Origin of the sequence: Streptomyces sp. NPDC060205 (assembly GCF_042728395.1) — a bacterium.
Taxonomy (GTDB): Bacteria; Actinomycetota; Actinomycetes; order Streptomycetales; family Streptomycetaceae; genus Streptomyces.
In genome coordinates, this window is sequence record NZ_JBHWZP010000142.1 from 1 (window position 1) to 23,281 (window position 23,281).

Annotated in this window: 13 protein-coding genes; 9 read left to right on the forward strand and 4 right to left on the reverse strand. The window is 72.6% G+C overall.

The genetic code is table 11. The features are described 5' to 3' along the window. Positions 1–61: 61 nt before the first annotated feature. From ACFWGJ_RS24010 to ACFWGJ_RS24025, 4 genes are all read right to left on the reverse strand, one after another. On the reverse strand, positions 62–715 hold the full coding sequence (locus tag ACFWGJ_RS24010; RefSeq protein WP_387327955.1) for an LPXTG cell wall anchor domain-containing protein: 654 nt from the start codon (positions 713–715) through the stop codon (positions 62–64). Positions 716–1,029: 314 nt separating this feature from the next. Continuing rightward, positions 1,030–2,136 carry a peptide chain release factor 2 gene (gene prfB / locus ACFWGJ_RS24015; RefSeq protein WP_387327958.1) on the reverse strand — a complete coding sequence of 369 codons (1,107 nt, stop codon included), beginning with the start codon at positions 2,134–2,136 and terminating at the stop codon, positions 1,030–1,032. Positions 2,137–2,390: 254 nt separating this feature from the next. Further along, positions 2,391–3,626: a protein kinase gene (locus ACFWGJ_RS24020; RefSeq protein ID WP_387327960.1), complete on the reverse strand. Its 1,236-nt coding sequence runs from the start codon at positions 3,624–3,626 to the stop codon at positions 2,391–2,393. A 213-nt stretch (positions 3,627–3,839) separates the two neighbouring features. Next, positions 3,840–5,540 (reverse strand): serine/threonine-protein kinase, encoded by a 1,701-nt coding sequence (locus ACFWGJ_RS24025; protein ID WP_387327962.1) that lies wholly within the window; start codon positions 5,538–5,540, stop codon positions 3,840–3,842. Between the two features lie 425 nt (positions 5,541–5,965). Here ACFWGJ_RS24025 and ACFWGJ_RS24030 point away from each other — a divergent pair, with 425 nt between their 5' ends. The 9 genes from ACFWGJ_RS24030 (at position 5,966) to ACFWGJ_RS24070 (ending at position 23,262) form a co-directional block, all read left to right on the forward strand. Then, the gene (locus ACFWGJ_RS24030) at positions 5,966–9,853 is read left to right on the forward strand and encodes an FHA domain-containing protein (RefSeq protein WP_387327965.1); all 3,888 of its coding nucleotides are present in this window, start codon (positions 5,966–5,968) and stop codon (positions 9,851–9,853) included. A 489-nt stretch (positions 9,854–10,342) separates the two neighbouring features. Further along, on the forward strand, positions 10,343–11,731 hold the full coding sequence (locus ACFWGJ_RS24035) for an ABC transporter substrate-binding protein (RefSeq protein WP_387327967.1): 1,389 nt from the start codon (positions 10,343–10,345) through the stop codon (positions 11,729–11,731). A gap of 9 nt (positions 11,732–11,740) precedes the next feature. Beyond that, positions 11,741–13,093, forward strand: coding sequence for a carbohydrate ABC transporter permease (locus ACFWGJ_RS24040; protein WP_387327969.1), 1,353 nt, complete (start codon positions 11,741–11,743; stop codon positions 13,091–13,093). A gap of 134 nt (positions 13,094–13,227) precedes the next feature. Then, complete coding sequence (locus tag ACFWGJ_RS24045) at positions 13,228–14,031, forward strand: carbohydrate ABC transporter permease (protein ID WP_387327984.1); 804 nt, start codon at positions 13,228–13,230, stop codon at positions 14,029–14,031. A 149-nt stretch (positions 14,032–14,180) separates the two neighbouring features. Further along, positions 14,181–16,445: a CDP-glycerol glycerophosphotransferase family protein gene (locus ACFWGJ_RS24050; RefSeq protein ID WP_387327971.1), complete on the forward strand. Its 2,265-nt coding sequence runs from the start codon at positions 14,181–14,183 to the stop codon at positions 16,443–16,445. A 60-nt stretch (positions 16,446–16,505) separates the two neighbouring features. Then, on the forward strand, positions 16,506–17,456 hold the full coding sequence (locus tag ACFWGJ_RS24055) for a class I SAM-dependent methyltransferase (RefSeq protein WP_387327974.1): 951 nt from the start codon (positions 16,506–16,508) through the stop codon (positions 17,454–17,456). A 57-nt stretch (positions 17,457–17,513) separates the two neighbouring features. After that, entirely contained in the window at positions 17,514–19,673 is a 2,160-nt protein-coding gene (locus ACFWGJ_RS24060) for a CDP-glycerol glycerophosphotransferase family protein (RefSeq protein ID WP_387327977.1), read from the forward strand. A gap of 62 nt (positions 19,674–19,735) precedes the next feature. Beyond that, positions 19,736–21,970 carry a CDP-glycerol glycerophosphotransferase family protein gene (locus tag ACFWGJ_RS24065; RefSeq protein WP_387327980.1) on the forward strand — a complete coding sequence of 745 codons (2,235 nt, stop codon included), beginning with the start codon at positions 19,736–19,738 and terminating at the stop codon, positions 21,968–21,970. Continuing rightward, entirely contained in the window at positions 21,967–23,262 is a 1,296-nt protein-coding gene (locus ACFWGJ_RS24070; protein WP_387327982.1) for a hypothetical protein, read from the forward strand. The genes ACFWGJ_RS24065 and ACFWGJ_RS24070 overlap by 4 nt, the downstream gene beginning before the upstream one ends. Positions 23,263–23,281: the final 19 nt, after the last annotated feature.

The following is a 23,281-nucleotide window of genomic DNA, read 5'->3' on the forward strand; positions in this document are numbered from 1 at the left end:
GCCCGGAGCCGATGGCTCCGGGCCCTTCCCGCATCACATCTCACACGTCGTGCGTCATACGTCAGGCAGCTGCGCCGCGGCCGTTCATGACACGCGGCAGCATGCGGAAGCCGATGCCGCCGGCGATCATCGTCGCGGCGCCGATCAGCAGGTACGTGATGTTCTCGGCGGCGCCGGTCTCGGCCAGCTCGCCGCCGGTGCCCTGGGCGGAGGTGTCCGAACCGGTGTCGGTCAGGCTCTCCTTGCCGGCACCCTGCTCGACGACGTTGGAGCTGCCGTCGGCGCTGTCGGCGCTGTTGTCGTTGCCGCTGCCGCCGCCGTTGCCGCCGCCGGTGCCGTTCTCGTTCCCGTTGCCGGGAGTGGTCGGGTCATCGGTGGGGTCCTGGGTCGGCTCCTCCGTGGGCTCGGTGGGCTCCTCGGTGGGGTCGGTCGGCTCCTCCGTGGGCTCCTCGGGGTCCGTGGTGGGGTCCGTCGGGATCACCGTCGGGTCATCCGTGGGGTCCGTCGGGTCGGTCGGAGGCGGGGTGGTCGGGTCGTCGGCGGAGATACCGACGGCGACACCGCTCTCGTCGACACTGGCGCCCACGTTCAGGCCGGCCACGTCGACACCGACGTCGAGCGCCGAGGCGGCACCGGCGGCGGTCAGAGAGGCACCGGCGGCGATCACCGCACCGGCGGCTATCCGCGCGATCCGGATCCGCGTCTTCTTGGTCATCTGGTTGCTACCCCCAGTAGCTCATCGTCAATGGTGCAGCGCCCGGGGCCGCGACCTCGGGGATGGCCCAGTGGGGCCCCCGGTTCACACGCGCCCCAGAAATACGCATGCCACGCGTCAGCTTTCCCATCTTTCAAGACATCGTCAAGGTCGTTGCGACCGCGATGTCCAGATCAAGGTCTTTTGACCGGCACAGCGTCATGTGAGTGTGATGTAAAACCCACACATCACTCACCAGAGGGCAGCAGAAAGGGCAACTGCCGTCCGGTGGACCGCAGTTGCCCTGTCGACAAAACGACGTACGAAAAAGTCGCTTACTTCTCCTGCTGCTTGCGCCAGCGAATTCCGGCCTCAAGGAAACCGTCGATCTCCCCGTTGAAAACGGCCTCGGGGTTTCCGACTTCGCATTCCGTGCGCAGGTCCTTGACCATCTGGTACGGGTGCAGGACGTACGAACGCATCTGGTTGCCCCAGGAGTTGCCGCCGTCGCCCTTCAGCGCGTTCATCTTGGCCTGCTCCTCCTGGCGGCGGCGCTCAAGGAGCTTGGCCTGGAGGACGTTCATCGCGGATGCCTTGTTCTGGATCTGCGAGCGCTCGTTCTGGCAGGAGACGACGATCCCGGTGGGGAGGTGGGTCAGCCGGACCGCGGAGTCGGTCGTGTTGACGCCCTGGCCGCCGGGACCCGACGACCGGTACACGTCCACGCGCAGCTCGGACTCGTCGATCTCGATGTGGTCGGTCTGCTCGACCACGGGCAGGATCTCGACACCGGCGAACGACGTCTGGCGGCGTCCCTGGTTGTCGAACGGCGAGATCCGCACCAGCCGGTGCGTGCCCTGCTCGACGGAGAGCGTCCCGTACGCGTACGGGACGTGGACGGCGAAGGTGGTCGACTTGATGCCGGCCTCTTCCGCGTACGAGGTCTCGTAGAGCTCCGTCTTGTAGCCGTGGCGCTCGGCCCAGCGCAGATACATGCGTTGGAGCTTCTCGGCGAAGTCGGAGGCGTCGACGCCACCGGCCTCGGCACGGATGGTGACGACGGCCTCACGGGCGTCGTACTCCCCGGACAGGAGTGTGCGGACTTCCATCTCGTCCAGCGCCTTCTTGACGGCGGTGAGCTCGGACTCGGCCTCGGCACGGGTGTCGGGGTCGTCCTCCTCCTCGGCCATCTCGAACAGCACGCTGAGATCGTCGATACGCCCGCGGAGGGTCTCGGCCTTGCGCACCTCCGCCTGGAGGTGGCTCAGCTTGCTGGTGATCTTCTGCGCCTCATCGGGGTCGTCCCACAGGGACGGCGCCGCCGCCTGCTCCTCAAGCGCGGCGATGTCCGCCCTCAGCTTGTCGAGGTCCAGGACGGCCTCGATCGACTCCATGGTCGAGGAGAGGGACTTGAGCTCTTCGGAAACATCGACGACTGCCACGCCCCCAGCGTAACGGCTCCGCCAAGCAGGGCGGCCCTGGCTCCGGCCGGAGGACTTCGTCTGCGGGCCGGTGGGGGCTGGTCGCGCAGTTCCCCGCGCCCCTGAAGACAAGGCGGGGGCTGCGCCCCGCCTTGTCTTCAGCCCGTCCGGCGTTTGAGGACGAGCGCGCAGCGCGATACGGGGGCGAGGGGCGCAGCCCCATGCGTGGACGGGAACGGGTAGGGGCGGCGGGGGCGAGAAAAAGCCAGGTCCGGTCAGGGCGCGGCCGGGGACGACCTCTCCGTGTCGTGGGGAGGCTCCGCGTCGTCCCCCGACGTCGCCAGCCACGCGCCGCCCCCTATCGCCGCGACGAGCGCCACCCCCGCCACCCCCAGCGTGATCCGCCGCCGCCGGGCGGAAGCGCGATGCCGCGCGGACCCCGGCCGCGGCGCCCCCGCCGCCCGGGGCGCCCGCGCGGTACCCAGCGCGCCCCCCGCCAGCTCGTCCGGCCCCGGCACCCGCATGGACGTGTGCGTGTCCCGGTTCGAGTCCGGCTTGGCGCCGGGCACCAGCGGAACCGCCCCGCGCCGCACCCGCTCGCGCGGAACCTCCGGCTCGGCGGGCGCCGCGTCCTCGTAGGGCCCCTCGGCCTCCCCGTCGGGCTCGTCGACGTCCAGCGGCGGCATCCCGGCGAGCAGGGGCAGCTGCTCCCGCAGCCGCTCGCCCAGCTCGGACGCCCGCAGCCGCGACGCCGGCGCCTTCGCGAGGCACTGCACGAGGAGCTGCCAGAGCTCCTCGGGGATCCCGGGCAGCGGGACGACGGTCTCGGTGACGTGCCGCCGCAGGACGGCTCCCGGGTGCCCGCCGCCGAAGGGGGTGAAGCCGGCGAGCAGCTCGTACAGCACGGTCGCCAGCGCGTAGATGTCGACGGCCGCGCGCGGGGGCAGCCCTTCGATGATCTCGGGGGCCAGGTAGTCCGGCGTACCGATGATCTTCGTCGCGCGGGTCCGCCGCGGTGAGTCGATGAGCTTGGCGACCCCGAAGTCGGTGAGCAGCGCGGGGTGCGAACCGCCGGGTCCGAGCGGCCCCTGCATGTCGAGCAGCACGTTCTCGGGCTTGACGTCCCGGTGCACGACCCCCGCCGCGTGGGCGGCGGCGAGTCCGTCGGCGACGTCGGCGACGATCGCGACGGCCGCCTCGGGCGCGAGGCGGCGCTCGCGGTCGAGCCGGGTCCGCAGGTCCGTGCCGCGGACGAGGTCCATGACCAGGGCGAGGTCGGTGCCGTCGACGACCAGGTCCCGCACGGAGACGACGTGCGGATGGTCCAGGCCCAGCAGGGCCGTCCTCTCCTGCACGAACCGTCCCACCAGCTCCTGGTCGGACGCCAGGTCCTCGCGCAGCAGCTTGATGGCGACGGGCCCCTCGGGTCCCTCACCCAGCCACACCGTGCCGGCGCTGCCCCGTCCCAGGATCTGGTGCGCGGTGTACCGGCTGCCGATCTTCCGTACCAAGACTGCTCCTACGGGCGCGTGTTGGCGACAAAACTACGCGCCCGGAGCACCAACCTTCACTTCCGGGACGGAAATCACCCCCCAGGTGTCGACAAATCCCCAGAACCGCAGCGCGATTCCGGGGATTTGAGGGGAGGGAGCGACTTCGTGGAACGCCCGGGAAGCGGGTCCCGGCGGGGTCCTCGCGGGATCTTGGCAGGATCCCGGCGGGCCCTAGTTGCCGGATCCCCCGCCGATCTTCTCGACCCAGCCGGAGACCGTGCTGAACCAGTCCGACAGCTGCTCCCAGTACCCCTTGGACGTGCCGATCCAGTCCTGGAGGGGGCTGAACTCCCAGATCGCCCACCCGGCCGCGAACAGGATGACGATCGTGAACAGGCAGCCCTTGAGGCAGCCGAGTCCGGGGATCTTCATCGGGTTGGCGCTGCGCTGCCGGGGCTCGCGCTGCGGACGCGGCGCGGGCTGCTGGGGCTGCTGCGGCGGCGGGGAGTACCGCTGGGGCTGCGGGGCCTGCTGCTGCGGGGCGTACCCCTGCTGCCCGCCCTGCTGGGGGTAGCCGTATCCCTGCTGGTTCTGCGGCGGCTGCTGGTTGCGCTGCCTGCGCTGTCCGCGCTGCTGCGGCTGCTGGGGCGGCGGCTGCTGCGGCTGCTGCTGGGGCGGCCGGGAGACCTGCCGCTGCGGGCGGCGGCGCAGCGGGTCCTCGTTCGGGTCGAGGTACGACTGCACCTGCGTCGCCTCGTTGCGGTCGCGGGCCGCGCGCAGCTGGTTCTGCCAGGGGTGCGGGTCCTCGGGGCCCGCCCCGGGCTGGTTCGGCGGCACGGGCGGCATCACGGCCGTCGGGTCGGCCGCGCCGCGATGGGGCAGGACGGCGGTGGGGTCGGCCGCGCCCGCGCCGGTGTGCGGCAGGACGCTGGTCGCGCCGTTCGGGTCGTACGAGGCCGCGCCCTGCGGGAGCACCTGGGTGGGGTCGGCGGCGCCGAACTCGCCCGGTACGGCGGCGGGGGCGGGGTCCGGGGCGAGGAGTACGCCCACGGCCTCGGCGGCGGCGATCTGCGCGGAGTTCGCGTGCACCCCGATGCCCTCGGCGACCGTACGCAGACCGCGGGCGAGGTTCTCGGCGCTGGGCCGTTCGTCGGGGTTCTTGCGCAGGCAGCGCTCGATGACGGTCCACAGCGGGTCGGGGACCGTGGAGGGCCTGCGGGGCTCGGCGCTCAGGTGCTGGTGCAGGACTTCGAGAGCGGAGCCGCCGCCGAACGGCGGACGGCCGGTGACCAGCTCGTACAGCATGATCCCGGCGCCGTAGATGTCGACGGCGGAGGTCTGCGGGCGGCCCTCGGCGGACTCGGGCGCCACGTACGCGGGCGTGCCGACGAACTCGTGGGTGCGGGTCAGGCCCGGGGAGTCGGCGAGGCGGGCGATGCCGAAGTCGGTCAGCATCGGGTGCATCTGGCCGCCCTGCTGCTGGAGCAGCACGTTCGCCGGTTTCAGGTCGCGGTGCACGACGCCGTCGGCATGGCTGGCGGCGAGCGCGTCGGCGACCTGGGCGGTGAGCAGGGCCGCGGCGACCGGTGAGAACGGGCCGTTCTCACGCAGATAGCGGTGCAGGTCGGGACCGTCGATCAGGTCCATGACCAGCGCCAGCAGATCGCCCTCGACCACGAGGTCCCGTACGCGCACGATGTTCGGGTGGGTCAGGCGCAGCAGGACGGAGCGCTCCCGCAGGAACCGCATCACGATGTCGGGATCGCTCGCGAGCTCTTCCTTGAGGACCTTGATCGCCACGGTCTCACCGGGCTGACCGGCCACGGCCGCCTCGGCGCCCGCCGCCTCGCGCTGGCTGGCCCGCCAGACGGTGCCCGTGGCGCCGCGTCCGAGCGGCTCCTCCAGGAGGTACTTGCTGCCTACCGGCCGCACGTCATGCGCTCCCTGCTGCTTGCTTGGCTGGTCCGTCCACCGTGCTACGGGTGGTTCCGACCCACTGTAATGCCGCCGAACGCGGCTCCGGGTTGTCGTCGTGCTGCGGTTTTCTCAGTCCCGCCCACCCATGCATTACGTGGGGCTTTCCCGTATGTGTTCGATGAAAAGACGCTCGCTTCGGGTGCTTTGGTTGCCGGATCTTGACGTGACCGATCTCAACCGGGCATTGGTCAGGCACTTTTGCGGGCAGAGCCGACCAATCAAGATCACTTGCTTGCGGAGTGCGGGCGTGTTGTCAGTATCAGGTGCGAGGATGCTTTCCGTACTGGCCGACGTGCCCGTGCGCGGTGGGGGAATCCGCGGTGGGGACCGCGGGAGAGCCCCGTCGCGGGCGCCCGCGACAGAAGGGACCGCTGACGGCGATGCAGATCCGGCTGACCGTCGTAGACCCGCTGGGCACGCGCCCCGACGGACGCCCCGCGTCCTGCGACGTGCTGGTCACAGCGCCCGCCGGGACCGCGCTCGCGGCGGTGGCCTCCGGCCTCGCCTCGGCGGTCGGGGGCGAGGGCCCCGGGGTGCTGTACGCGGACGCGGAGCGGCTCGACGCACAGCGCTGCACGCTGGGTGAGCCTCCCCTGATGGACGGCGCCGTGCTGTCCCTGGGGTCCCCCGCGCAGCCCGGCCCCGACGTCGATCCCGCGGCGGCCCAGCTGCGGGTGGTCGCCGGGCCCGACGCCGGTGGTGTCCATCTGCTGCACGGCGGCCGGATCGACATCGGCCGCTCCGCCGACGCGGACGTACCGCTGGACGACCCGGACGTCTCCCGGCTGCACTGCGCCGTGACGGTCGCGGCGGACGGCCATGTCTCGGTGGCGGACCTGGGCTCCACGAACGGCACGGTGCTGGACGGCAGGCGCGTGGGCGAGCACCCGGTGCGCTTCGCGCCGGGCGCGCTGCTGCGGGTGGGCGAGTCGGCCCTGCTGCTGGCCCCGGCGGGCGAACGGGCCGACGTCCTGGAGACCGCCCCGGACGGCGAGGGGCATGTTCGGGTGGTGCCGGCGGGGGCCGGAAGCCCCGGCCGGGAGCGGTCGGGACAGCCGGGGCGGGCGCCGGACGCTTCCGGGGAAGCCGGATATTCGACGAGTTCGGCCCGCTCCGGAGCGGGACACGGACAGACACAGGCGCAAGGCCAAGGCCAAGGGCAGCAGGTACGGGGCGAGGGGGCGGGCCCGGGCTCCGGACACGGACGGGACCCGGGTCGGGGCCGGCGACAGGACCAGGGGCGAGATCCGGCCGTTTCCGCTGAGGCGGCGGAGGCCGGATCCGGAGCCTCGTCGACCTCGTCCCGGTCCGCGTCCCGGTCCGAGTCGGGTGCCGCAGGCGCGCGGGTGCCTCGCGCGCGCGGCGAGGACTCCGCCGTCGGCTCCCGGGGTGCCGAGGGATCCGGGGACGCCCGGGGCACCGGCGGTGGGCGCTCCGGTGTCGCGCCGCCCACCTCCGAGACCCATCACGGTTACGGCACGGCCGGGTGGGGCTCCGCCGGCAGCGGGGTCCCGGGCACCCAGGAGCACCTGCCGGCGGGACCGCACGTGGTGCCGGGCCAGGGCGGGGCACCCCGGATCGAGCACGGCGACCCCGGAGACCGGGCCGGGTACGGGGACCACGGGGAGCCGTACGAGGAGGACCCGGGGCCCGGCGTCCCCGGACCGGGCGAGGGCAAGCGGAAGGGCACTCCCCTCCGGGGGACCCCCGTGCCGCGCGCCGCACGCAAGCGCGGCCTGTCCGCGTGGGCCCGCCGGCTGGCGGGCTCCCGGAGCGAGGACCCGTACGGCGACGGCGCAGAGTACGACCCGTACGACTCGTACGAGGCGCCCTTCGCCGAGCCCGTCGCCCTCGGCGTACCCGCGCCCGAGCGATGGCCCGACCCGGCCGCGCTGCTGCTGGCGGCGCTCGGACCGGGACCGCGGCTGTGGGAGCGCGAACCGGGACACCAGGAGACCCTCACGGTCCGGCTGGGCACGGCGGACCGGAGCACACCCGACGGCTCCGGGCTGCTGTCCGCGGTCCCGGTGACCGCCGGGCTGCGCGAGGTCGGGGCGCTGGGTCTGGCCGGACCGCGCGAGCGTCTGTCGGGGCTCGCGCGCGCGGTGGTGGCCCAGCTCGCCGCGTTGCACTCCCCCGACTCGCTGGAGATCACCCTCCTCAGCACGGACCGCTCACGTTCCCCGCAGGAGCGCGTCGCCGAGTGGTCGTGGCTCGGCTGGCTGCCCCACCTGCGCCCCACCCACGGCCAGGACTGCCGCCTCCTGCTCGCCTACGACCGCGAACAGGCGACGGCACGTACCCAGGAGCTGATCAGGCGCCTGGAGGACCATCTGACGGAGACGGGGCGGGCCGCCGAGCGCGGTCACGGACTCCGCCCCGGCGGGGGCTCACCGGACGACAGCGGGGCTTTCGCGCCGCGCCCGAGGACCCCTGCGGACGCGACGGCGGCACCCGGCCAGGACGCCTCCGGCAGGCCCGCCCCCGGCAGCCATCCGCTCGCCCGCGACCCCCACGTCACCCACCTCGGACTCCCCCGCAGCGGGAGCCAGGCCGGAGAGGCACGGGAGAGGGCCGGGCGGCCTTCGTGGGCCCGGTCCGACGACGACCCGGCCGGGACCGGCTGGTCCGGCCCGCACACCGTCGTCGTGGTGGACGGCGACCCCGGCTCGGCCGGCGTGCGGGAAGCGGTGTCGCGGCTCGCGGCCGAGGGCCCCCAGGTCGGCATCCATGTCATCTGTCTCGCCGAGACACCGGCCGCGTCGCCCTCCTCGCCCGTGATCGACACGTACGAGGCGGCCTGTGCGGTGTCGCCCGCGTTCCGCGCGTGCGGGGCCGTCGCGCTGCTCAGCGGCGATGTGGCGACGGCCCTGCGGCTGCTGCGCGTGGCGCCCGCGACACAGACTCAGGGCTCGTCGGCTTCTTCTTCGGCTTCATCCGCGAGTTCTGCGGGTTCTGCGGGTTCTGCGGGCGGGCCCGTCGGACATGGCACGGTCGCCGCGGTGGACGCCGTCTCCATGGCGTGGGCCGAGCGCTTCGCCCGGGCCCTGGCGCCGTTGCGCGCGGAGGGCGGGGCCGGTGAGCGGCACACGCGGGTGTCCGCGCCCCTGCCGCAGAGCGCGCGGCTGCTGGACGAGCTGGGGCTGGCGCGGGCGACCCCGGCGTCCCTGATGGCGCGCTGGGCGGACGCGGCCGACGACCCGGAGGCGGTCGGCGGCCGGGCCGCGGCCGTGCTCGGCGCCGGGCCGCGCGGCCCCGTCGGGGTGGACCTCGTGGCCGAGGGCCCGCATCTGCTGATCGAGGGGCCCCCGGGCAGCGGGCGTACGGAGCTGCTGCGTTCCGTCGCCGCGTCGCTCGCCGCCGCGGAGCGGCCCGACCGCCTCGGGATCGTGCTGGTGGACGGGCGGGACGGCACGGGCAGCGGTGGTTCGGCGGCGCGCGGGGACGGGCTGCAGGTCTGTACGGACCTGCCCCATGTCACGACGCATCTGGGCGCCCACGATCCCGTACGCATGCGGGAGTTCGCGCAGTCCCTGTCCGCCGAGCTGAAGCGGCGTGCGGAGCTGCTCGGGCGTCTCGACTTCACCGAGTGGCACGCCGGCCGGGAGGGGCCGCGCCGGGTCGTCGCGCAGCGGTCGGCGGGGTCGGCGGTGAACTCCTCGGCCGGTGCCGCGGATCTCGACACGCCCTCCAGTTCGACGCTGCGGCTGCGGCCCGCCGCGGCCCGGCCCCGTCCGGACGCGGGGCCGCCGCTGCCCCGGCTCGTCGTGGTCGTCGACGACCTGGACGCGCTGCTGTCCCCCGCGCGGGGGTCCCCCGGCCGGCCGGCCGCCGGGTCCGTCGTACGGGCCCTGGAAGGGGTGGCCCGGGACGGTGAGCGGCTCGGGGTGCATCTGGTGGCGGCCACCGGGGGCGGGGTCCGTACGGACGAGACGGAGCTGGCCCGGCGGGCCGGGCTTCGGGTGGTCCTCGAAGCGCCGGGGGTGGGGGCGGAGGAGCCGTCGCCCGGGCGGGGCAGGCTCGGTGCGGCGGGGCCGGGTGGGCGGTCCGTGCCGTTCCAGGGCGGGCGGGTCACGGGGCGCATCCCCCGTACGGCGACGCTGCGGCCCACGGTCGTGCCGCTGGAGTGGGCGCGGATGGGGGATCCGCCGGCGCGGCGGCCCGTGCGTGAACTGGGCAACGGTCCGACGGACTTGGCCCTCCTGGCCAGCGCCCTCGACCGAGCCTCCCGCTCGGTCTCGGCAACAGAGGTCCCCTCCCTCCTGTAACCCCCTTGAGGGCTGCGCCCCCAAACCCCCCATCACGCTGAACGCACTCGTCCTCAAACGCCGGACGGGCTGAAACGGCCAGGGGCGCGAGGAACTGCGCGACCAGCCCCCACCACCCCGCACCCGACAACGAACGCCCGGAGGCCAGGGGCGCAGCCCCGCCCTCCAGGGGCGCGAGGAACTGCGCGACCAGCCCCCACCACCCCGCACCCGACAACCCACCCCGGGGGCCAGGGGCGCAGCCCCGCCCTCCAGGGGCGCGAGGAACTGCGCGACCAGCCCCCACCGGCCCGCAGCCGAGAACGCACCCCGGGGTCCCGGGGCGCAGCCCCGTGGTGGGTACCGCCCAAAGCACAACCCCCCACGTCACGACGCGGTCACGATCACCCCCTTGACAGCGCAGGCGCCCTTGCCGACGCCGAGCGCACGGGCGTAGACCAAGAGCGCACGGGCAGGACCTCGCACGTTCGACGGAGAACGGGGCACACCATGCGCAGCAGCACTCTTCGCATCAGCAGGTCGCATCGGAGGAGCGGAGCCGCGAGGGCCGCGGCCGCCGTCGTCGCGGGGGCGATGGCACTCACGCTCACGGCGTGCGGCGGTGACGACGACAAGAAGGACGACGGCGGCGACAACGGGAGCGGCGCCGCCTCCAGCGTGCAACTCCCCAAGCTCGACGGTCAGAAGCTTGAGGTCGCGGCCGTGTGGACCGGCCCCGAGCAGGACAACTTCACCGCGGTCCTGGACGAGTTCGAGAAGCGGACGGGCGCCGAGGTCAGTTACGTACCGACGGGCAACAACACCTCGACGTTCCTCGGTACGAAGATCGAGGGCGGCAAGCCGCCGAACGTGGCGTTCCTCCCGCAGGTGGGTGTGCTCCACCAGTTCGCCGAGAAGGGCTGGGTCAAGCCGATGGGCGCCGAGGCGAAGGCGCAGCTCGACAAGAACTTCTCGAAGGGCTGGCAGGACCTGGGCGCGTACGAGGGCGAGCAGTACGGCGTCTACGCGAAGGCAGCGAACAAGTCGCTGGTCTGGTACAACACGGCGGCGTTCGAGGCGGCTGGCATCACCGCGGAGCCGAAGACGTGGGACGAGTTCGTGCAGACCGCGCAGACCTTGTCGGACGCGGGTTCGCCCGCGGTGTCCATCGGCGGGCAGGACGGCTGGACCCTCACGGACTGGTTCGAGAACGTCTATCTCTCGCAGGCGGGCCCGGAGAAGTACGACCAGCTGGCCAAGCACGAGATCAAGTGGACGGATCCGTCCGTGAAGGAGGCCCTGACCACGCTGGCGCAGCTGTGGGGCAAGAACGACCTGATCGCGGGCGGCAACGCGGGCGCGCTGCGCACGGAGTTCCCGAAGTCGGTGACGAACACCTTCTCCGGTGACACGCCCGCGGGGATGGTCTTCGAGGGCGACTTCGTCGCGGCGAACATCAACGCCGACACGAAGGCCGAGATCGGCACGGACGCCAAGGTGTTCCCGTTCCCGGCGGTCGGCGACGCGTCGCCGGTGGTCAGCGGCGGTGACGTGGCGGTGGCGCTGAAGGACGACAAGGGTTCGCAGGCCCTGCTGACCTTCCTGGCCTCCACGGACGCGGCCGAGATCTGGGCGGCGCAGGGCGGCTTCATCTCCCCCAACAGGGAGATGAACGCGGACAAGTACAAGGACGACGTGGCGCGGGACATCGGCAAGGCGCTGCTGAAGGCGGGCGACTCGTTCCGCTTCGACATGTCCGACCAGGCGCCGGCCGCCTTCGGCGGTACCGAGGGCACGGGCGAGTGGAAGGCGCTGCAGGACTTCCTGAAGACGCCTTCGGACGTCGCGGGCGCGCAGAAGCAGCTGGAGACGGCCGCCGCCAAGGCGTACAAGGGCTGACGGCCGCCGATGTCGTCGCAGCTCGCGACGGCGGGGGGCCCGGCGAACCCGGTGCCCCCCGCCGGCAAACGCAAGAGTGTGATCGGTACGCGGTGGTGGGTGGCGGGGCTGTTCCTGCTGCCGGCGATCGTGCTGCTCGGCGCGCTCGTGGTCTACCCGATCGGGTACTCGGTCTGGCGCAGTCTGTACGACGCGGACGGTTCGGGTTTCGTGGGTCTCGGCAACTACGGGGACCTGTTCAGCGACGACGCCACGTTCACGGCGGTCAAGAACACGGCGATCTGGGTCGCGGTCGCCCCGGCGCTGGTGACCGGGCTCGGTCTGGTCTTTGCCGTGCTGACCGAACGGGTGCGCTGGTCGACGGCGTTCAAGCTCGTCATCTTCATGCCGATGGCGATCTCCATGCTCGCCGCGGGCATCATCTTCCGGCTCGTGTACGAGGCGGACCCCGACCAGGGCGTCGCGAACGCGGTGCTGGTGGGCGTGCACGACACGTTCGCCGACTCGTCGGTCTATCCGAAGGCGCGGCCGTCCACCGAGAGCGACCTCAAGGCGTCCGGCGGGGGCGCGTTCACCTCCACGGACACGGTGGGCGCGGGCTCCCCGGTGCTGATCCCGCTGGTCGGTATCGCCCCGGACAAGGTGCCGGGCGACCCCGGCGACGCCAAGGCCCCGAAGACCTCGGGCGACGGCGTGTCCGGCACGGTCTGGCTGGACTTCAAGCTGGGCGGCGGCGGTACGAAGGGTGCCGTCGACGCGGGTGAGAAGGCGTTGCCGGGCATCAAGGTCGAGGCGGTCAAGGACGGCGAGGTGGTGGCCTCGGCGAAGGCGGGCGACGACGGTACGTTCACGCTGCCGGCGTCCGCCGCGGGCGCGCAACTGCGGCTGCCGTCCTCGAACTTCGCCGAGCCCTACAACGGTGTCGACTGGCTGGGCCCGAGCCTGGTCACGCCGGCCATCATCGGCTCGTACGCCTGGATGTGGGCGGGTTTCGCGATGGTGCTCATCGCGGCCGGTCTCGCGGGGGTGGACCGCAATCTGCTGGAGGCGGCCCGGGTCGACGGGGCCAACGAGTGGCAGGTGTTCCGCCGGGTCACGGTCCCGCTGCTCGCGCCGGTCCTCGTCGTCGTCCTGATCACCCTGATGATCAACGTGATGAAGATCTTCGACCTGGTCTTCATCATCGCCCCGCAGCCCAGCAAGGACGAGGCGAACGTGCTGGCCCTGCAACTGGTCAACGCGTCCTTCGGCGGCGGCAACAACCAGGGGCTCGGCAGCGCGATCGGCATCGTCCTGCTGCTCCTGGTGATGCCGGTGATGATCGTGAACATCCGCCGACTGCGAAGGGAGCGCCGACGGTGACCGCACCCTCCGTACCTCTGAAGAACCCCGGGGACTCCGGGGGCGCCGGGGAGGCGTCCGCGGCCGTGGACGCCTCGGGTCCGCCCGAGCGTTCGCTCGCCTCCCGGATCGCGGGCGTCGCGGGAGGCGGCGTGATGCGGGTCTTCTTGATCCTGGTCGCGCTGTTGTGGGTGACGCCGACGGTGGGACTGCTCGCCTCGTCGTTCCGGGACCCGACCGACATCGCCGCCTCCGGGTGGTGGGAGGTCTTCAGCAAGCCGTCCCAGCTCACCACCGAGAGCTACTCGACGCTGCTCGGCAAGGAGGAGATCACCGACTCGCTGCTCAACACGGTGTACATCACGGTGCCGGCCACCGTCCTGGTCGTCGTGATCGGCGCCATGGCCGGATACGCGTTCGCCTGGATGGACTTCAGGGGCCGCGACTGGTGGTTCGTGGCCGTGGTGGCGCTGCTGGTGGTGCCCATCCAGATCGCCCTGATCCCGCTGGCCGACCTCTTCGGCGATCTGGGGATCTTCGGCAGCGTCATCGGTGTGGTCCTCTTCCACGTCGGCTTCGGCCTGCCGTTCGCGATCTTCCTGCTGCGCAACTTCTTCGCGGAGATCCCGCGTGAACTCCTGGAGGCGGCGCGGCTCGACGGGGCGGGCGAGGCCCGGCTGTTCGCGACGGTGATCCTGCCGCTGGGGGCGCCCGCGATCGCCTCGCTGGGCATCTTCCAGTTCCTGTGGGTGTGGAACGACATGCTGGTGGCGCTGATCTTCTCGGACTCCGGTTCCCGGCCGCTGACGGTCGCGCTGACCGAGCAGACCCGGCAGTTCTCCGGCAACATCGAGACGCTCGCGCCCGGCGCGTTCATCTCGATGGTGATCCCGCTGGCCGTGTTCTTCGCGTTCCAGCGGCAGTTCGTGTCCGGGGTGATGGCGGGTGCGGTGAAGTAGCGTTCACAGCAGTCGAGTTGAGGGGCGGGCCAGTTCCGGTCCGCCCCTTCGCGCCGCCCGGGGGTCCCCCACATGCCGCATTCGGCGTAACCCCGTAACCCCTTCGGCCGTTGCCGGGCAATATGGCCGCGCCGACCCATGGATGTCCCTTGCCCCGGTTCAGTGTCATTGTCCCCGCGTACCAGGTCCAGGCGTATCTTCAGGAGTGCATGGCATCGGTTCTTGAGCAGTCGTTCACCGATCTGGAGCTGATCGCTGTCGACGACTGCTCGCCGGACGCCTGCGGTGCGATCGCCGACGAGTTCGCGGCCCGTGATCCGCGGGTGAGGGCCGTCCACCTCAAGGAGAACGTGGGCCTCGGCCGGGCCCGCAACGCGGGAATGCGGGCGGCGACCGGCGACTACCTGATCTTCCTGGACGGTGACGACAGCCTCACCCCGCACGCGTTGCGGGACATCGCCGACCGCATCAAGGAGACCGGCGACCCGGACGTGCTGGTCTACGACTACGCGCGCACCTTCTGGTCGGGCGAGACGGTCCGCAACGTCCGGGCGGGGCAGCTCCACGAGGAGGGCCCGGCGCCGTTCCGCCTCGACGACCGGCCGGGTCTCCTCGACGTCCTCATGGTCGTGTGGAACAAGGCGTACCGCCGGGAGTTCGTCGAGCGGGAAGGGTTCACGTTCCCGCCCGGCTACTACGAGGACACGCCCTGGACGTACCCGGTCCTGATGGCCGCCGGGACCATCGCGACGCTCGACCGGGTCTGTGTCCACTACCGGCAGCGGCGGCAGGGCAACATCCTCGGCACGACCAGCGGCAGGCACTTCGACATCTTCGACCAGTACGACCGGGTCTTCGCGCACCTCGACGCGCATCCCGAGCTGGAGCGCTGGCGGCCGGTGCTGTTCCAGCGGATGGTCGACCATCTGTCGGCCGTGTTCCTCAAGCGCGACCGGCTGCCGCGCGGCTCCCGCGCCGCGTTCCTGCGCAAGGCCCGCGCCCACTACGCCCGTTACCGCGTACGGGATGCCGGCGTCCCGTCCCGCAACCGGCTGCGGCACGCCCTCGTGCGGCTCGGCAGCCATCGCACCTACCGCGCCCTGTGGACGGCGACGCGCCTGAAGAGACGTGCCGTGCGGCTCGCCGCTGCGCTGGCCCGCGGGGTGCGGACGGCCTCGCTGCGGCTGCACTACGGCGTCCAGCGTCTGCTGCCCGTGCGGGCCGACCGCGCCGTCTTCGCGGGCCGTGCGGGGCGCGGTCACGGCTGCAACCCGGGGGCGCTGGAGGCCGCGTTCCGCACGCACGTCCCGGGGATGCGCACCGCGTGGGTCGCGGCTCCCGGCTTCCACCACACGATCCCGACGGGCACGCGCAGGCTGACGCCGGGTTCCGCCGCGTACTGGACGGCGCTGGCCCGGTCCAAGTACGTCGTCGGCAACGCCGGTTTCGACCGCCGGCTGGTCAAGCGGTCCGGCCAGATCCTGGTCCAGACGCAGGCGGGCACCCCGCTCAAGCACATGGGCCTGGACCTCCAGGACCGTCCGGCGGCGGCGCGGGACACCGACTTCGCCGAGGTGCTGCGCGACGCCGACCGGTGGGACTACTGCCTGTCCGGCAACCGCCACTCCACGCTCGTGTGGGAGCGCGTCTTCCCGGCCGCGTACACGATGCTGGAGTACGGCCAGCCCCGTAACGACGTCTTCCAGAAGGCCACTTCGGCGGAGGTGGCGCGGCTGCGCGAGTCGCTCGGCATCCCGCAGGGCACGGTCGCGGTCCTGTACGCGCCGACGCACCGCGACTACCGCCGCACCCAGCGCACGGCGCTCGACCTGGAGCGGGTGCTGCGCAGGCTCGGCCCGCGGTTCGTCCTGCTGACCCGCGCCCACCCGGGTTACGGGGCCCCGCTGGCCCGTAGCGGCGGCCGGCTGATCGACGTGAGCGACCATCCGAGCGTCGAGTCGCTCTGCCTCGCCTCGGACGCGCTGGTCACGGACTTCTCGTCGCTGATGTTCGACTACGCGGGCCTCGACCGCCCGATCGTGATCCTCTCGCAGGACCCGGAGGCGTACGAGGCGGCCCGCGGGACCTACTTCGACCTGCGGGCCTTCCCGCCCGGCGCGATCGCCCGCACCGAGGACGAACTGATCGACATCTTCGCGACCGGCCACTGGCGCGGCTCGCGCTCCGCGCAGCTGCGGGCCGCGTTCCGGGAGCGCTTCTGCCCCTACGACGACGGCCGCGCCGCCGAGCGGATCGTGCGCCGGGTCGTGCTCGGCGAGACGACGGGACTGCCCGCGGTGATCCCCCCGGACGAACGCCGTCCGGTGCCGTCCGCGGCCGACGAAAGCGCCCCCTCGCCCCTCGCCTCCGTCCCGACACCGGCAGTTTCCGTTCCCGTCGTTGACAGACCCTGAAGCACTCCGGTCCCATCCCCAGGCACAGGAATTCCACAGACCCCGTTTTACGGAGTACTCATGACTTCCACCACCACCGAACTGCCCCGGCCCAGGACCCTGTCGGAGGTCAAGGGCTGGTTCCGGGCCGTCGACCAGCAGCTGTTCGACTGGTTCCTCTCCGGGCAGCTGGACCGTGCGCAACGGGGCGGCCTGCTCGAACTGGGCGTGTACATGGGCAAGAGCGCGATCTTCATGGGCTCGTACCGGCGTGCCGAGGACCCCTTCACGGTGTGCGACCTCTTCGACTCGGCCGCGCCGGACTCCGCCAACCTCAAGGAGATGAACAAGTCGTACTCGACGCTCACCAGGCGGGCGTTCGAGGCGAACTTCTCCGCGTTCCACGAGCGGCTGCCGGAGGTCGTCCAGGCTCCGACGTCGGTGGTCGCCGACCGCGTCGCACACGACAGCTGCCGCTTCGCACACATAGACGCCTCGCACCTGTACGAGCACGTGTACGGGGACATCGTGGCCGTGCGGGACATCCTCCTGCCCGACGGCGTGGTCGTCCTGGACGACTACCGCGCGGAGCACTGCCCGGGTGTCGCCGCCGCCACCTGGGGGGCGGTCGCCGCGCTCGATCTGCACCCCATATGCGTGACCGGCACGAAGTTCTACGGCACGTGGGGCGATCCGGAGCCGCTGCGCGACGCGCTGCTGGAGTGGCTGGCGGCCCGTGACGACATGTGGCACGAGGTGCAGCAGGTCGCGGGGCACGGAATGATCCGCATAGACGGCAGGAAGGCCACCGAGCCGAAGCACCCGGTCTCCCGGTACTCGGCCGAGGAGGAACCGGCCGCGGCCGGGGCACCGGACGTTCCGGTCCAGCGCGCCGCGTCGTCCCGCCCGGCGCCCGCGCGCCCCGCCACGACCGCCCCGCCCCGCCGCCCCGGCCGCGCCCGCGCCCTCGCCAAGGACCTGCTCCCGCCGATCGTCACGAGGGCCCTGGCAAGGCGCCGACGAGGGCGCTGACGCCGCCGGGACGGCGGCACCCCCCAGCACGGACAGAAAGAAAGAGCACCACACCACATGCCCCGCTTCAGCATCATCGTCTCCGTCCACGGCGTCGCGGGGCGGCTCCCCGCGACCCTCGACCCGGTGCTCGCCCAGTCCTTCGGCGACTTCGAGCTGATCGTGGCCTGCGCGGAACCGGACTCGCCCGCGGGCGCGCTCGTCACCGAGTACGCGGGGCGGGACTCCAGGGTCGTGCGGGTCACCGGTGCCCGTGAGGCCGGGCTGCGGGCGGCCGGCGGGGCGTACGTGCTGTTCCTGGGCACGGGTGACGTGCTGACGCCGGGGGCGCTCGCCGGGATCGACGCGCGGCTGCGGGAGAGCGGCGGTGCCGAGATCGACGTGCTCCGCCTGGGCCACGAGCGGATGCCGTGGTGGGAGGGCGAGCCGGTCGCGGAGCTGTTCGAGGACCGGGACCCCGCCGACGTCCGGCTGCCCGTGTGGGCTACCGTGTACCGGCGTGCCTTCCTCCGTGAGCACGGGCTCGCCTTCCCCGAGGGCCGGTACGCGGACCTCGGCTGCTCCGGTTTCGTGGCGCTCGCGGCCGGCGAGAGCGCCGTGCTGCGCACGGTGTGCGTACGGCGTCCCGAACGCAGGCAGGGCGGCGGCACCGCGGCGGGCACGCGAGCCGAAACCCCGGCCGTCGCCGCCGCGCTCCTCGACCAGGTGGAGCTGGTGCTGGACCGGGCCGCCGCGCGGGACCTCCCCGAGGACCGGGCGCGCGCCCTCTTCGCGCAGCTCTTCGCCGAGGTCCTCGACACCGCCGCCGCGGCCCCGCGCGGCCGGGCCTTCTTCCGTCGCGCGGGCCGGCTCCACCGGCGGTACCGCCCGGCGGGCCACCGCACCCGGACCGTGCGGGCCCGGCTGCTGCGACGGGGCGCGTACACGGCGTTCCGGGCGCTGCCGGCGCTCGGCCGGCTGACGGCCCGGGCGCGGGCGTACGCGACCCGCTCCGCGCTGCGCAGGCGCCGCGCCCTGACGTACGCGTGGTACCTGCGCAGGCCGCTGGACGAGAACCTCGCCGTGTTCGCCGCCTACTGGGGGCGCGGCTACGCCTGCAACCCGGCGGCGATCCACCGCAAGGCACGCGAACTGGCCCCGCACATCCGGTCGGTGTTCCTGGTGAAGGAGAAGGAACTGCCGCACATGCCGGACGACGTGGAGAGCGTGGTGATCGGGAGCAGACGGTACTGGGAGGTGATGGCGCGGGCGAAGTACACCTTCAACAACGTCAACTTCGAGCACTCCGTGGTCAAGCGCCCCGGCACCGTGCACGTCCAGACCCACCACGGGACCCCGCTGAAGCGGATGGGCGTCGACCAGATCGAGTACCGGGCCGTCGCGGCGGCCACCGGCAGCTTCGGCAAGCTGATGCGGCGCGTGGACCGCTGGGACTGCTCCCTGTCCTCCAACGCGCACTCCACGGAGGTCTGGTCGGGCGCCTACCCGAGCGCCTTCGAGCACCTGGAGTACGGCTATCCGCGCAACGACCGCTACTACACGGCCACGCCCGGTGAGGTCGCCGCGATCCGCGAGCGGCTCGGCGTCCCCGAGGACCGGGTGGCCCTGCTGTACGCGCCGACCTACCGCGACTATCCGCGGGACGTGTCGGCGCAGTTCGACCTGGCGCGGTTCTGCGCTGAGCTGGGCGAGGAGTTCGTGGTGCTGCTGCGCGCGCACTACTTCCTCGACGGTGACGCCGGTCTGCGGCAGGCGGTGGCGGACGGCCGGCTGATCGACGTGACGTCCCTGCGGGACACCGAGGACGTCTGTCTGGCCTCGGACGCGCTGATCACGGACTACTCGTCGATCATGTTCGACTACGCCAACCTCGACCGCCCGATCGTCACGTACGCCGACGACTGGGACGTCTACCGGGACACCCGGGGTGTCTACTTCGACCTGCTGGCCGAGCCGCCGGGCCATGTCGCCCGTACACAGCGGGAGTTGATCGAGGTCCTCACGTCGGGCCGGTGGGCGGACGATCGGTCCGCCGCGCTGCGGTCCGCCTTCCGTGCGCGGTTCTGCGAGTTCGACGACGGACAGGCCGCCGAACGGGTCGTACGGCGGGTGCTGCTCGGACAGCCCGAGGAGGAGCTGCCGGCGCCGATCCCGCTGCGCGAGCGCCTGCCCGCGCCGGCCGCCGCCGTGTCACGCCCCCGCACGCCGGCGCGCTGATGGGCGCGTCGACGCCCTCGCCCGCCCCCGCGACCAAGCAAGTTCCCGGACCTGGAAGTGCCATGCCCCGCTTCAGCATCGTCGTGCCCGTCCACAACGTGCAGGGCTACCTGCGCACCTGTCTGGAGTCGGTCCTCGGCCAGTCGTACGGCGACTTCGAGCTGATCGTCGTCGACGACCGCTCCCCGGACGGGAGTCCGGCGATCATCGACGAGTTCGCGGCCCGTGACGAGCGGGTGGTGGCGGTGCATCTGCCCGTGAACGGCGGTATCGGCCCGGCCCGCAACCACGGCGCGAAGCTGGCGCGCGGCGAGTACCTGCTCTTCCTGGACAGCGACGACAGCTACACCCCGGGCACCCTGCGGGCCATCGCCGAGCGGATCGACGCCACCGGCCGGCCGGACATCGTGCTCTTCGACTACGCGCGCACCCACTGGTACGGCGCGGTGAAGCGCAACCGGGACGCGGAGATGTTCGCCGCGCCGGCCCCGGAGGTGTTCACGGTCGCCGAACGCCCCGAACTGCTCGACCTGTTCACGGTCGTGTGGAACAAGGCGTACCGCCTCGACTTCTTCCGCGAGGGCGGCTTCACCTTCCCCACCGGCTTCTACGAGGACGCGGTGATCGTCTACCAGACACTGTGGACAGCCCGCACGATCACCCTCGTCGACCGCGTCTGCGTGTACTACCGCCAGCGCCGCCAGGGCAACGCGATGCGCACGCCCAGCCGGGAGCACTTCGAGGTGTTCGCGCAGTACGAGCGGCTGTTCCGGTTCCTCGGGGAGCGGCCGGAGCTGGAGCGGTGGCGCGGTTTCCTCTACGACCACATGGCGGACCACTACCTCTTCATCCTGCGCCAGGCGGACCGCGTACCGCCGTCGTCGCGTCGCGAGTTCCACCGGCGGGCCGCCCGGGACCTGCGCGCGTACCGGCCGGACGGGCACCGGCTCGGGGCACGGATCCCGCGGACGTCGTTCACGCTGCTCGCCCGGGCCCCGTACGCCCTGTACGCCCTGCACCGGGTCGCCTCGGTGAAGCGGGCGGGGCTGCGCAGGCGCCACCGGGTGTGGCGGCGACGGCTGCGCAGGGTGCTGCTCGCACTGCACCGGCGGCTGGTCCTGCGCCGCGCGCTCGACCCGAACCTCGCGGTGTACTCGGCCTTCTCGCACCGGGGTGTCCTCGGCGACCCGGGCGCGATCCACCACAAGGCGCGGGAACTCGCCCCGCACATCCGGTCCGTGTGGGTGGTCGGCAAGGACCACGTGGACACACTGCCGCCCGGCATCGAACACGTCGTGCCGGGCAGCCGCGCCTACCGCAGGGTCACGGCACGCGCCGGCTACCTGATCAACAACGTCAACTGGGCGAACGACCTGGTCAAGCGCAGGGGCGCGGTCCACATCCACACCCACCAGGGCACCCCGGTGAAGTCGATGGGCGCGGATCTGCTGAAGTACCCCGGCGCCAGGCGCGGTTTCAGCGTCCCGAAGATGCTGACGCGCGCCGACCGCTGGGACTACAGCCTGGTCGCGAACCCGCACTCCGAGCTGGTCTGGGACCGCGCCTACCCCTGCGGCTTCACGTCCCTGCGCTCGGGCAGCCCGCGCAACGACTGCCTGGTCCGCCCCGAGGAGGGCCGCCGCGAGTCCGTACGGCAGCGTCTCGGCGTACCGGACGGGAGCACCCTGCTCCTGTACGCGCCGACGAACCGGGACCACCGGCAGGGCGGTTACGCACCGGCCTGCGACCTGGAACGGCTGATCGCGGGACTGCCCGGCGACCACGTGCTTGCGGTCCGCCTGCACCCGTCCCTCGCCCAGCACCACGAACGGGGCCTGGGCCTGCGGGACCTGGCCGCGCGCGGCCTCCTCCTGGACGTCACCGACGAACCGCGGGTGGAGGATCTGCTGCTCGCCTCCGACGCTCTGATCACCGATTACTCCTCCCTGATGTTCGACTACGCGCACCTCGACCGGCCGATCGTCCTGCACACCTACGACCTGGACACCTATCGCGCCGCGCGGGGCACGTACTTCGACGTCACCGAGCGCCCGCCGGGCCATGTCGCCCGCGACGAGGACGAGCTGGCGCGGCTGTTCGCGTCGGGCGCGTGGCAGGACGAGGAGTCGGCCCGGCTGCGGACCGCCTTCCGGTCACGGTTCGGCGGGTACGACGACGGCCGGGCCGCGGAGAGGGTCGTACGGACGCTGATGCTCGGCGAGGACCTGGCCCTGCCCATGGTCCCCGCGCCCGCGTCCGCGTCCGGCTCCCCGAGCGACGCGCTGACCCGCTCATGAAGACCCGCCCCGCCGCGTGGGTGCTGTTCCTCGCCGCCCTGTTCGGCTGCCTCCAGCTCGCCAACGTCACCGGCCGGGACACCCCCGACAGCCGCAACTACCTGTCGTACGCGCTGAGTCTGGGCGGCGCCGACAAGTCGGAGGCGGCGGACCGCAGCATCGCGTACGTGTGCGCGAGCCGGGGCGAGACGGCCTCGCGCAACCACAGCGTGGACGTCCGGCGCTTCCGTGCCCCCGATCCGGGGCCGGGGATCCGGGCGGAGTGCGACCGCTACTACCACTGGAGCGTCGGCCGGCGGCTCGACGCGGGCCAGACGTCCGGCTGGACCGCGCCCTTCATGAGCGAACGGTTCATGCGGATCTTCGAGGTGCGGCCCGGCTACCCGCTGCTGCTCCTGCCGTTCGTGACGGTGTTCGGCGTGACATGGGGGCTGTGGGCGGCGGGCGTGTGCGTCGCGGCGGCCGGCGGTGTGCTGGTGTTCCTGATCCTGCGGACGCTGGACGTGCCGGTGGGGCCCGCGCTCGCCGGGCAGGCGCTGTACTACGTGCTGCCGACGGGCGTCACCGCGATGCGGCCCATGACCGAGGGCACGATGCTGGCACTCACCCTCGCGGCGCTGTGGGGCTGCGCGCTGGTGCTGCGCGGGCGGCGGGCCGGCCCCGTGGTCGCCCTCTCCCTGGCGCTGCTCTTCACCGTGAAGCACTCGCAGGCGCTGTTCCTGGCGGTGTGCCTCGCCGGGGCGTGCTGCGTGATCGGCGTGCACCGCAGGAGGTCGGGGCGGGCGGTCGGGGACGGCGTGAAGACGCTGCTGAAGGTGACGGCGGGGGCGGCCGTGGGAACGGTCCTGCTCGCCCGGCTCCTGCACTACCCCTCGGAGTCGGACAGCCTCCAGGACCTGCTCACCGACCACTTCTTCCGGCCGGACCGGGAGCGGCCCTGGCGGGAGTTCCTCCACCTGGAGGTCAACTTCTGGATCGAGTGGCTGCGCCGGCAACTGGCCGAACCGCTGTTCCTGGTGCTGGTCGGGGCGGGGGTCTGGGGGGCGCTCCGGGCGCGGCCGGCGTTCGGGGTGCTGCTGGTGGGCGCCGCGTCGACCGGGGTGCTGAGCATGGCCGCGCACCCCGACATCGCCATCGACCGGCTGCTGGTGATGGCGTGGCTGGCGGCGGCGGTGGGGGTACCGCTGTGGTGGGCGGGGGAGGATTCTCGCCCCCGCCGCCCCTACCCTTCCCGTCACTGCATGGGGGCTGCGCCCCCTCGCCCCCCTTTGCGCAGTTCCCCGCGCCCCTAGGTACCTCGGTACCTAGGGG